This is a genomic window from Rhodobacter capsulatus (assembly GCF_005144475.1).
Classification (GTDB): domain Bacteria; phylum Pseudomonadota; class Alphaproteobacteria; order Rhodobacterales; family Rhodobacteraceae; genus Rhodobacter; species Rhodobacter capsulatus_C.
In genome coordinates this window covers 91035-102112 of sequence record NZ_SWJZ01000050.1, presented here as the reverse complement: position 1 = coordinate 102112, position 11078 = coordinate 91035, and the positions used below count along the sequence as shown (strand labels likewise).

Annotated in this window: 15 protein-coding genes; all 15 read right to left on the bottom strand. The window is 66.6% G+C overall.

What is annotated here, in order from left to right; all coding sequences use genetic code 11:
* The coding region (gene gpJ / locus FBT96_RS12540; protein WP_455769543.1) for a TipJ family phage tail tip protein at positions 1-1676 on the bottom strand (1676 nt) is incomplete at its 3' end.
* On the bottom strand, positions 1673-2113 hold the full coding sequence (locus FBT96_RS12535) for an NlpC/P60 family protein (protein WP_136907135.1): 441 nt from the start codon (positions 2111-2113) through the stop codon (positions 1673-1675). The genes gpJ and FBT96_RS12535, both read right to left, overlap by 4 nt.
* Positions 2114-2115: 2 nt before the next feature.
* Entirely contained in the window at positions 2116-2643 is a 528-nt protein-coding gene (locus tag FBT96_RS12530; protein ID WP_136907133.1) for a hypothetical protein, read from the bottom strand.
* Positions 2640-3062 carry a hypothetical protein gene (locus FBT96_RS12525; RefSeq protein ID WP_136907131.1) on the bottom strand — a complete coding sequence of 141 codons (423 nt, stop codon included), beginning with the start codon at positions 3060-3062 and terminating at the stop codon, positions 2640-2642. The genes FBT96_RS12530 and FBT96_RS12525 overlap by 4 nt, the downstream gene beginning before the upstream one ends.
* On the bottom strand, positions 3059-6160 hold the full coding sequence (locus FBT96_RS12520; protein WP_136907129.1) for a phage tail tip lysozyme: 3102 nt from the start codon (positions 6158-6160) through the stop codon (positions 3059-3061). The genes FBT96_RS12525 and FBT96_RS12520 overlap by 4 nt, the downstream gene beginning before the upstream one ends.
* Before the next feature lies 1 nt (position 6161).
* Positions 6162-6449: a DUF1799 domain-containing protein gene (locus FBT96_RS12515; protein ID WP_249306471.1), complete on the bottom strand. Its 288-nt coding sequence runs from the start codon at positions 6447-6449 to the stop codon at positions 6162-6164.
* A gap of 62 nt (positions 6450-6511) precedes the next feature.
* Entirely contained in the window at positions 6512-6889 is a 378-nt protein-coding gene (locus FBT96_RS12510) for a hypothetical protein (protein ID WP_136907127.1), read from the bottom strand.
* 10 nt (positions 6890-6899) lie between these two features.
* Positions 6900-7826, bottom strand: coding sequence for a phage tail tube protein (locus tag FBT96_RS12505; protein WP_136907125.1), 927 nt, complete (start codon positions 7824-7826; stop codon positions 6900-6902).
* Positions 7827-7828: 2 nt separating this feature from the next.
* Entirely contained in the window at positions 7829-8029 is a 201-nt protein-coding gene (locus FBT96_RS12500; protein WP_136907123.1) for a hypothetical protein, read from the bottom strand.
* A gap of 2 nt (positions 8030-8031) precedes the next feature.
* Entirely contained in the window at positions 8032-8463 is a 432-nt protein-coding gene (locus FBT96_RS12495) for a phage tail terminator protein (protein ID WP_136907121.1), read from the bottom strand.
* The gene (locus FBT96_RS12490) at positions 8463-8888 is read right to left on the bottom strand and encodes a gp436 family protein (RefSeq protein ID WP_013066716.1); all 426 of its coding nucleotides are present in this window, start codon (positions 8886-8888) and stop codon (positions 8463-8465) included. Before FBT96_RS12490 ends, FBT96_RS12495 begins: the two co-directional genes overlap by 1 nt.
* Entirely contained in the window at positions 8888-9178 is a 291-nt protein-coding gene (locus tag FBT96_RS12485; protein ID WP_136907119.1) for an Acb2/Tad1 domain-containing protein, read from the bottom strand. The genes FBT96_RS12490 and FBT96_RS12485 overlap by 1 nt, the downstream gene beginning before the upstream one ends.
* 69 nt (positions 9179-9247) lie before the next feature.
* Positions 9248-9697, bottom strand: a complete 450-nt coding sequence (locus tag FBT96_RS12480) for a hypothetical protein (protein ID WP_136907117.1) — start codon at positions 9695-9697, stop codon at positions 9248-9250.
* A gap of 64 nt (positions 9698-9761) precedes the next feature.
* Complete coding sequence (locus tag FBT96_RS12475; RefSeq protein ID WP_136907115.1) at positions 9762-10718, bottom strand: major capsid protein; 957 nt, start codon at positions 10716-10718, stop codon at positions 9762-9764.
* Positions 10719-10728: 10 nt separating this feature from the next.
* A complete protein-coding gene (locus tag FBT96_RS12470; protein ID WP_136907114.1) occupies positions 10729-11073 on the bottom strand; it encodes a DUF2190 family protein in 345 nt (114 codons plus the stop codon).
* Between the last annotated feature and the right edge of the window lie 5 nt (positions 11074-11078).

Genomic DNA, 11078 nt, shown 5'->3' with positions numbered 1-11078 from the left:
ACCAGCGGTCGATCGATGACGACGCCCCAGCGGATGCCATCGTGGCGCGGGGTCGCCCGGCCCGCCGCCGCGATCTCGGTCAGCACATCGCGCAGCGTCGTGCCCTGATCCTCAAGGATGGCATTATAGGTCAGCCCCTCGGCCGCGCACCATTCGGCCCAGTCGGCGAGCAGGTCGAGATCGAGGCCGGAATCGGACACCGATTTCGGGTTCGACGGGTGGCTCAGCACCTCCAGATAGGCCGAGGCTGGGTTTTCGGAGACGCGACGCACCCAGACCCCGGAGGCGGCATCCCAGTCGCGGCAAATCCGGCTCACCAGGCAGTTGAAATTGTCGATCGAGCCGCTGATCTGATGCGTCGCCTTGATCCGCAGCGCCACCAGCGCCAGCGGCCGCGGATAGGCCAGCGGATATTCGGGCCGGATGGTCTGCAGCGCGGCCCAGGTGGTGCGCTGGCTGATCTTGCTGTCGGTGGCCTCGTCCTGCAGCATCGTCAGCCGGACCTGCCAGCGGCCACGGTTGGGAAAGCTCCAGCTGTGCTGGCGGAAAAACGACTCGGCCTTGGTGGTGACGATGTCGAGCTGCGTCACCAGCTGCCATTCCTCGGCCTCGATCAGCCGCTGTTCGATCCTGATCGAGACCCCGTGCGGTTGCCGCTTGCCGTCGTCGTCGTAGCGAAAAAGGCCGCCGGTCCAGGCCAGGATGATGCTGGCGCCCGCGGCATCCGGGCCGGTGGTGCGCACGACGGGCGTGGGCTCGGTCGGCGCGTTGACCATCCGGGTCGCCGTATAGGTCTCCCAGGTCCAGCCGCCGTCGCCGTCCGAGACCCGCCGCCGGGCCTCATATTCCTCGGGCACCTGCGTGATGGCCCCGGCGTCATCGCGGGGATATGGCCGGGTCAGCTCGACGCCGATCTGCTCCTCGACCACCTGGCGCGGATAGAGGCTGAGCGGCAATTCTCCGGCCACGCCATAGCGGATCTCGGTCTCGACCTCGTCATATTCGGAGAGGGATGTCTCGCCGAGCCGCATGTCGTCGATCGACACTTGCCCCTCGCCCAAGCCGAACACGGCTCGGACAAATTGCTGATCGCCGACGATCTCGGTGTAGGGCGTGGCGGCAAAGGGCGGGGCGTAGCGCATTGTGCCCAGCACCACCGGCACCGCGGCGCCCGGCTCCAACCGATTGCGCCAGCCGGTGATGCTGTAGGTGTCCTTGGCATCGCTGTCAGGCTTGATCGGAGGGATCAACGCATTGATCAGGAGCTGGCCCACAATCGTCAGGCCAGCGGTGATAAACCCCAGCCCGATCTGCGAGGTCACGCCGAGGAACCCGGCAACATAAGGCGCCAGCACCACCGCCGCGACCGAAACGATGATCGACAGGATCGACCTGAGGGCGCCTTTGCCAGGCGTGATCCGGATCACCACTCGAACCCCTTGGCGCGGCCGGGCCAGCGCCCAGAGCTCGCGCGGCACGATCTGCGTGCCCCGCTCGGTCACCAGCGCCACCCGGGCGCGCGCCAGATCGGCCTCGGTGGCCGCAGGCAGCGCCCGGGTGACGATCTCGGTCACGGTCAGGCCATGCGGTACATCCAGCGTGATCCGCCCGCGGCCGGGGTCGAACTGCGGGGCCGCCAGCACATGGATGGCGGGGATGGGGCGCAGATCCGTCATCGCGCGGCCTCCGAAATGATCTGCACGGGCATTTCAACGGCCCTTGAACGGTGCCGCCAATGCCCCGTGAACCGGTGTGCCCAGGGGCCGTGCCGATAGTCCTCCAACACGGCGTGGGTCTGGCCGATGTGGATCATCAGCCCGTGGCGGATCACGATGCCGAGATGGGTTGAAAGCCGCCCGCGCCGGAACACGGCCAGATCGAAGGCGAGCGCCGGGCCGGTCACCGGCACCCAGAGCGGCGAGGTCTTGGCGCCCTCGATCAGCGCGGCAATCTCGCCATGCTCCTCGACCGAGCCATAGCCAAGGTACTCCGGCAGCGTAATCCCCAGCTCCTCGCGGTAGATCACGCAGGCCAGCCCCCAGCAGTCCGCGCCCTCGGCCGAGCGGCCGTGATCGCATTGCGGGATGCCGATATAGCGGTTCGACCAGAACATTCTCACCTCCACAGCCCGGGAAATTTCTGACGGGTCATGCGCCCGGCCGGGAAATGCTCCAGCTCGATCTCGTCGCGCGACAGGCTGAGCGTGATCTCGGCCGAGGTGCCGTCGGCAGTGCTGAGCAGCATCCCGTGCCACTGTGCCTCGATGAGGTTCGGCGTCGCGGCCTCGACCACAGCGACAGCGACGGTCGCCATGTCGGTGTAAGACCGCAGCAGCTCGGTCAGCTGCGCATCGAGATTTTCGAGCACGATCTGCGCCTGCGCCGGGGCATCGTCAGCATCGTCAGGCAGCACGGCCGAGGCGATGATCCAGAGGTAAGGATCGGTGGCGGGGTCAGCCCCGCGCCAGGTGGACCGCGTGCCATAGATCAGCGGCTCGTCCGAGATCCGCTCGGTGTTGTCGGTGCTGAGCCGGATCGGCGCGTCAAGATCTGGGTGGGTGATCTCGATCAGCACCACATCAATCTCGGCCGAGACCGGATCGATCTGCGATTGACGGGCGTTGAGAGAGACACGACGGCTCATGGCATCACCACCACGCTGAATTGTTTGCGAAACTCGATGCCCTGGATCGTCTCGATAGGCGGCGCATCGCCCCAGGCGCAAAGCCACCGCGACGCGAGCAGGATCGGCGTGCCGTCATGGGTCAGCAGCGGCTGCCCGTCATGGGTGAGCAGCGCCCAGCCATCGCGAGTGGCGTCGGGCATCCAGAACAATGACGCGCCCTTGGCGCAGTCATCGCCGAAGAAATTGTCGAACACCGCCCGCTGATTGGCCGTCAGGATCACCGACAGGGTGACCATCTGCGCCACCGCCGAAAACCGGCGCCGATAGCCGGGCGGCCCACTTTCGAACCCGCGCTTGCGCCGCGCGTCCTGCGGCTGCAGCTGATAGCTGGAGCGCTCGGGCCGGGGTAGATCGGAGGGCCAGACGGGATAGCTCATCGCGCGATCCCCGTCGGAGAGACGTTGTAAAACTCGCGCATCGCCCGCCGCCCGCGCCCGCCGGGCGTGGTCAGGCCATCGCCCACGGCGTCGGAGAGGACATACCGCGGCTGGCGCTGGCCGCGGCTGTCGGTCACCTCCTGCACCTCGATATCGACCTGGCGCGAGCTGTTGTTGATGATCTGCGGCCGCACCATGACCACCGGCGCCTGGGCCGAATTGGCCGGAGCCCCGCCACTCAGGATGCGCCGGGTCAGGTCGGCGGGTACGATCGTGCTGGGCCCGGTGTATTCAAGTTCAGCGCCTTCCTCGCCGACGATGCGCAGGCCGCCGCCGTGCCGCCCGCCCCCCGCAAAGCCGGGAATTCCGAGCCCGCTCATGATCCCCGAGAAGAGCGTGCCCCAGAAGCCGCCCCCACCGCCCTGCACGGCACTGCCAAGCGCCTGGCCGAACTTGTCGAAACCGGTGCCCATCGTGCCCAGCTGGCCCGTGGCAAGCGTCGTGGTGGACCCGAACTTCGCCATCGCCTGTTCGGCCGCGCCGAGCCGGTTTGCCCAGCTCTTTTGCATCGCCTCGTCAGACGGCCGCTCGAACTGACGCATCCAGGCGTTGGTCGCGCTCGACACATCCGGCGCGGCCTTGAGCGCGGCCAGCGCGCCGGAATGGGTCGTGTTCAGCTCGCGCCAGGCGTACTCAAGCTGGCCCTGCACATTGCCCAGGTTCTGGCGCCCACCAAGGGAGGCCATCAGACCATCGGCGCGCGGGCCGTGGTGCTGGAACAGCCCGAAGCTTGTCGGCACGCCATTCTTGATGTCGCCGCCTGCAAGCGGGTTGAAGCTGCTTTCGCCGGAGACGTTCCCCATGATCGCGGCCACCTGATGCGGCTTCAGGCCCTTGGAACTGAAGAAGCTCCAGACCTGCTTTTGCACATCGGCCGAGCCCTGCAGCCCGCCCATCCCGCCGCCCGCGCCGATGCCACCGGCAAGACCGCCCACGCCCGCGCCGCCGATGATCACCGTGGCGGCGGTGACGGCCATGCTGGCCACGGTCTGCGCCGCAGCGGTCGCGGCGAGCGATTTCGCATCGAGCGGACCCGCCTTGCCGGTGTACCGGTCCCAAATGCCCTTCAGACCGCCCACATCGCCCATCGTCGCGTAGTCGGTGCCGAAGATCGCATTCTTGAGCGGGTTGGTGATCGCCAGCTCTTCAAACATCGAGCCGAGTTCGGAGGCGAGGTTTTCGAAGGCGCCACCGAGATCACCTTCCTTCAGCGCGTCGAAAATCCCGTCGATCGCGTTTTCGCCAGCCTTCTGCACTGTGTCCCAGGCATCGCTGACGCGATCGAGCTGCGCCTGCAGATCGGCCGACAGTTCTGCTTGCTGCAGGATCTGCCGTGCGCGGTCGCTGTCGCGATCGATGCCAGCGGTCCGGATATCCATCTCGGCCTGATAAATCGCCAGCACCCGGCGCCGCACGGTCTCGCTCTGGCCGACAAGGCTCAGCTCCAGCTGCAGCTGACCCACGGTCTGCGCCTGGGAGCGATAAAGCTCGCGTCCCGCCGCCACGAGGCCGAAGGGATCGGCACTGGACAAGCCCTTGCTCGATTCCCAGAGGTCGCGCAGCTGCTGCTTGTGGGCCTCGGTCAGCTGCGTCATGTCCCGCAGCTTCGCCTCGAAATCCTGACGCTCGGCCTCGATCTGCAGGCGCTTCACTTCGAGGCTGTCCGCGCCATATTGCGCGGTGGCCTCGGCGATCTTCTTCGTCATCTCCAGATCGTCGGCAAGGTCGTAAGGCGCGCGGGTATCCTTCAGCGCCTTCCGAACGTCGGAGAGGATGTCCAGAAGCTCTTTGCCTTTTTCGGCACCGGTCTTGTAGGTGGCCCCGATGTCGTTTCCGGCGATAGACTTCGTCAGGTCATCGATTTGTTCTGTCTGACCCTTGAGGATCTGCGCGAGCAATGCGGTCTTGCCCACCTCTTGCCCGAACTGGATAGCGGCATCAGTTGCCCCTTCAGATCCATATTGCGCCCCTTCCAGCGCCTTTGCGATGGCTTGCGCTGCGGCAAGGCGCTCGTCGTTCGTCTCCGCGAACTGGTACTTCTGGATTGCTGCTCCAACCTCGGCAGCGCTCGCGGCAGTCAGGTTGAACTGCTTTTCAAGCGTGCGGTTGTCGACAACGCCGAAATTGATCCATGACTGCATCCCCGCAAGCGCATCGGAGATCGCCGTGATCGACTTCTTCACGTCCTGGGCAGCCTGCATCTGGGCAAGCCCCAGCAATGCCAGGTTCAGTTCCCGGGCTGCCTTAGCTTCGCTTCCGAAGTCACCACTCAGCTCGGATGTGCCCTTCCGCGCCTCTTTCAGCGCGCGATCGACGGCGGAGGTCGATTTCTCCAGATCGCCGAGCGCCTCATCCAGCGACTTGGCTTTCTCGCCGGAGTCCATGAACCATTGCACGGCGGCCGTGCCGAAGCCGATCACTGCCATGGTGGCGAGCGACATCGGGTTGAGCATCCCCATGAAGGAGGCCCGCAGCGCAGTCCCTACACTCAGGCCGGAGGCGCGCATCTGCCCGAAGACCTGCGTCACCTGGGTGCCTTGCTGCATCATCAGCATCATCGGGTTTTGGCCGGCCATCGCCATCATCGCGATGTCGTTCCACTGGTACATCAGGTTTGCCGAATAAGCTGCAGCGGCCCCTGACCCTGACCCGGCGGCCGGGGAAGCCGGAACCGGGTTCGGGACCGGCGGAACAACCGAAGGCGCAGGCGTAGGTACCGGGGCCGGGGTCGGGGTCGGAACGGGCGTGGGCAAAGGCGCGGTGAAGCTGTCGATCGACGTGGTTGCCTTGCGCAGCGCCTCGCGCGCGCGGGCCTCCGTCTCGGCCGCGGCGGCCGCTTCGCGCGACGCCTGGGCCGCAGCGCGCTTGGCAGTCGCGTTTTGGATGGTGGCGGCCGTGTCCTGACCGGTCGCCGCAGCTGCGCCTTGCGCTTCCGCGGCCAGCGCATCCGTCGCGGCCAGCACTTCCTTGGCGGCCGCCGTCGCGCTTGTCGCGTTGCCGCGAAAGATCAGCTCATAGACGAAAGGCCCGGCCGTCATCTCATCTGCCCCCGAATGCGTCGATCGCAGCCCGCTCCATCAGCTGCAGATCCGCAAAATCCACGTCGTCATACCCGCCACGCCGCAGCGCCACATCGACACCGGCGTAATCGAGGCCCAACCACAGCGCGCCGTGTACCTCGGTCACCCGCCACTGGGTCTGAATGTCAAAAAAGGCCGCGACCGTCCGCGCGTGGCACTGCCAGATCTCGATCACATCCTCGGTGACGGGGGCCTCGATCTCGGCCCCCATCGCAGCGAACTGCGCGACGAGGTCGGGTGTGGTCACGACAGGACGGCTCGGATCAACCCGGCCCAGCCGCGCGCAGATCCAGGCGCGCGCGACGGCCGTCAGTTTCCCCGCTTCGCCTCCTGACCGAAATTGGCCTCGGCAAGCGCAGTCATGATCCCGGCCCGCCCCCAGGGCAGACCGACCAGCCCGTCAAGACGCTCGGCCGAGAACGGCACGTCGGCGCCCCGCTCATCGACGATGCCCCGCCAGGACCGGCAGCACATCCGCATCTGTTCCTTGTCGGCCTCGATGCGATCGCGATCGGTGGCGGCGGCGGCATGCCGTTCCTGGCACGCCAGCAGCACCTCGCGCACCTGCGCCTCGAATTGCATCTCGAAGGTCTGCTCGATGAACGTGCCCGCATTGTCCGGGTCGGGCACGCGCACCGTCACCGGCCACCAGTAAAGATGCTTGTCGGTCATCACGAATTTCGGCATTGCTGGCTCCTCAGCGCACGATGATCTTGAATTCGTCGCGGCCCGCGACCGGGCAGAACCGCAGCGGCAAGCTGTAGTTCGCGACGTTGTCGGTCTGCCCCTGCGCGGGCTTGCCGATCTCGACGGCCGGGGCGGCGACTTCGACGATGTTGCCAGCGGTCTTGCCATGGACGATCGACAGCGCGGCGCGGGTCGAGGCCTTGGCGATGCTGAACCAGTCCTTGGTCGCGATCGACGTCGCCACGACCACGGCCGTCCCCGTCGCCTTGCGATCGGTGATCTTCATTTCCTCTTCGCCGATCAGGAACCGCGGCGTGACCGTGTTGCCCATGTCGATCGACAGGCTTTCGGCGCCGCCGGTGTAGCCGTGCAGCGCAAAGGTGTCGTTGGCCTTGGAAACCGGCACCGGCGTCGTCCAGCCCGTCATGGCAACCGTGGGCAAGGCGACGTCGGTGACTTCGCCCAGCATGCCCAGGAAGCTGAATTTGAACTTCGGGATCTGCTTCGGCACGAAGTTCATCGAGACGTTGGCGCGCCCGCCGACGAAGATGTGCTGCACGCCGTCCGAGTTGAAATAGAACGTCCCGCTCTCCTGGGCGGCTTCAACGATGGTGTACTCGACCTTGGTGGCGGCGGTGATCGTCTCGGCCAGCCCGCAGACCCGCAGGATCGAGCCGTATTTCGGGGCGGTCCCGGCAGCACCCGCACCGGCGATCTCGATCTCGAATTCGAGCTTGCCATACATCGCCGTCAGGATTGCGCCCTGGTTGCCCATGTAGGGCAGCATCAGGTCCCGCGTGACTTCGGTCGCCTCCAGCGGCGTGAAGGTGATGTTCGTCGCGATCAGCGCGTTCGCGGCCGCCGGGGTCGCATCGACGCCCTGGGTCGTTTCGATCTTGTGAAGCATGGCCAGCGTCGGCCAGCGGCGGGATGCCATGATCAGCGTCCTTTCCGGGTCGGGGCCGCGGTGGCGGCGGGGATCGTGTCGGCGACGGTTTCAGTCGAGAGGCCGCCCTGCACCTCTTCCGCCGCCGACGGGGGCGTCGCGTCGGCCACGGGGGCCTCGCTATTCGTGAGGCAGATCAGCGCGCCGGTATCGGGGTCGCGCAGATAGCTGCCGCCTTTGGTGGGCTGCGTCATGCTCATGCTCCTGTCAGGAAACGGGCGGTGGCCCAGGTCTGTGCGTAAATGCTGACGCCCGTGCTGATCGGGCTGGTCTCGCCGCCGACCAGTTCGCAGGGCTCGCGGAAGCCCGGGATCACGACACCGGCCAAAGCGGCCTCGATGTCGGAGCGATAGGCGTCAAAAGCCATCGCTCGCTCGGCACCCATCATCCCGTCGTAAAGGCGAACCACGGTGCCGACGACGAACTGCACATCGACCTTTTGCCGGAAACCGCCCGATATCAGGGTCTGCGGACGCCCGGTCTCGCTCCAGGGCATGATGATCGCAGTGCCGCTTTCGACCTGACCGGCGCGGGCAGAGAGCGCATCGATGTCTTCGGCGACATCGACACCGGCCCAGCGGGGATCGCTGAGATGCACGGTCAGATAGGCCACGATGTCATAGAGCATCAGCGCCACCCTGCCAGGCGGGCGGGCGTGAACACCGGCTCGGGATGCGCCGCCATGACAGTGCCGCCGGAGACCGCGGCCGCCGTCTCGCCCGCTGCGACCGGCAGGGTGATCAGCCCGCGCGAGACATCCTTCAGGGCAAGGATCGCATCCTTGTAATCCTGCCCGACATGATCCGGGGCACCGTTGCGGTGCAGCGTGTAACGGGCGATGCTGACGGCCCAGCCGCGCACGATCGAGGGCACCGAGGGCAGCGGCAGGGCGTATTTCGCACCGACATAGCCGTCGATCGCGGCATCGGCCGTGGCCAGCGCGGACGCGACAACATCGGCGTCGATCACGCCGTCGCGGTCGCGATCGGCGATCTGGCGCAGCTCGGCCTCGCCCGCGCGGTCGATCAGGTCATCGAGCGTGGCGTAGGACATCAGGCCACCTCACCGAAGAGCTTGCCGAGTTCCGTAAATACCGCGGCGGGATCCACCTCGATCTCGGCGCGGCCGGGCTGGAACACGGCCCGGTTCACGGCCATGAAGCCCTGTTCGATCGCGGTGCGGCCGATCTGGAGCCATATCTTGTCGATCGCCGGATCAGCGGCCAGCACATCGAGACGGCGCAGGAGCAGCTCTTCCAGCCACTTGTTGCCGTTCACGACGGCCAGCGCTTCTGCGCTTTGCGGCTTGTAACCGGCGACCGGCAGACCTTCATGCGTGCTCATCTTCGACCTCGTTGCGTTCGAAATGCCGGGGGCGATGTGGTCACCGCCCCCAGCGCGGGCGCGGGCCCCTCAGCCCTTCGCCTTGCCGCGCCCCGCTTTCGCGGGCGTCTGCTCCGCGGCGGGATCTTCTTCGATCAGCGCCCCGTCCTCACCGGCGGGTTGCGCCTCGGCCTGGTCACCCGCCTGGACGGGTTCGAGGCTGTCTTCGGTGCCGCTCAGCGGGGGGGCATCCTGGTCTTCGGCCACCGGCAGCGGCCCGCCCTGCAGCTCGATCACCCGGGCTTCCAGCAGCTTGAGCTGCGCCTCGGCCGAGAGCGCGCGGGCCTGCCAATCGACGACCGCGGCATTCAGATCCGCGTCAGCATTTTCGATCAGCGCGGCCGCATCCTCGGCCAGCACACCCGCGGCGCGCAGTTGCTCGCGCTCGGCATCGGTCACGCGGACCTTGTCACCGGGACGCTTCACCGTATCGCGGATCTTCGCGGGGCCGGTCAGCACCACTTCGATTTCGTCAGTCATCATCGGCTCCTGTCGGTTCGAGCAAGCGGGCGGCGAACCGCCCGCTCCTGAAACCGACCGCCGATCAGGCCGCGGCCGCGCCAGCGTTCTGCAGCAGGAAGCCCCCTTCGGCGCCCACCAGATAGGGACGGCGCTCGACCGTGGTCGGATAAATCCAGCTCTCGCAACTCTCTTCGTAGTAGGGCCGCTTGACCTGCGGGTAGCCCATCAGCTCGTAGGTGTAGCCGTAGGCGGGCACCTGGAAGTTGTCGCCGGTCTCCGGGACATAGGCGAGGATCGCGTCATCGCCCCAGACATCGCTGGCCATCGTGTCGTCGGTCGCATTCTCGGGCAGCCAGACCGCCGCGCCGAGCAGGACGCGCTTCACTTCGAAATAGCTCGCCAGCATGTCGAGGGTGACGCTGTCCTTGGAGGTGTACTTGAACTGTTCCTTGACCTTGGGATGCTTCTTCGCCGCGTTTGCCGCCGTCGGGCCCAGGGTGATCGTGTTCGGATAGCGCCCGATCGAGCGCCGAATCGCTTCCTTCGCGGCATCGATATCCGCTTTCGGGTCCGACAGATCCGACGTCCAGCGCGCGGTGCCGGTCAGCGCCAGCTTGTGGTTCGCGTCATAATTGGCCGCGGTGCGCGCCAGCTGCGCGGCGGCGTATTCGTGACCCAGATCGATGACGTTGAGCACCATGTTGACGGCGCCAGAGCCCAGATCGACGCCCGGGATCGCTTCCGCTTCCTGCTGATGTTCGACCGGCACCACGCCTTCGAGCGCATCCTGGAACAGCGCGACCGGGTCCGAGGCATAGCCGTATTGCACGCGCTTCTTGTCGGCGCCCGGGGCCCGGCGGGTGTTCAGCATCCGGAAGGCTTCCTTGCCGAACTTCAGCACGCGCATGTTGCGGTTGGGAATCGTCACCCGCGGGAAAAGCAGATGCGAGATGAACTCGCCATTGCGATAGCCGCGCGCATAGGTCGAAAGGATCGGATCGACGACGGCGGCGGAGCGGATATTGACGGGCGGGGCCATGGGGATCTCCTCAGCGGATCAGGATTTGGACAAGCTCGCCCGCGGCCGCGGCCGTCAGAGCGGTGGCGAAAATGTTCGCATCGGTGCCGACGACCGCCTTGCGGACACCGCCGCCGGTCGCGGAACAGAGCTGATCGCCCTTCACGATGGTCGCCTTGGCGGTGACGGTTTCGGTGCCCGCCGCCGTCACGGCAATGGGCATGCCCACTTCGGTCGCGGGGTATTGCGCGACGCCCTTGACCGGGGTGTTGGCGACGGTGATCGGCGCATCATCGAAACCGATCAGGTCACCGGCGGAACAGATGGCCGTCACCGAGGCGGTGAGCGTCAGGATGGCGTGGTAGGAGCGGATCACTTTGA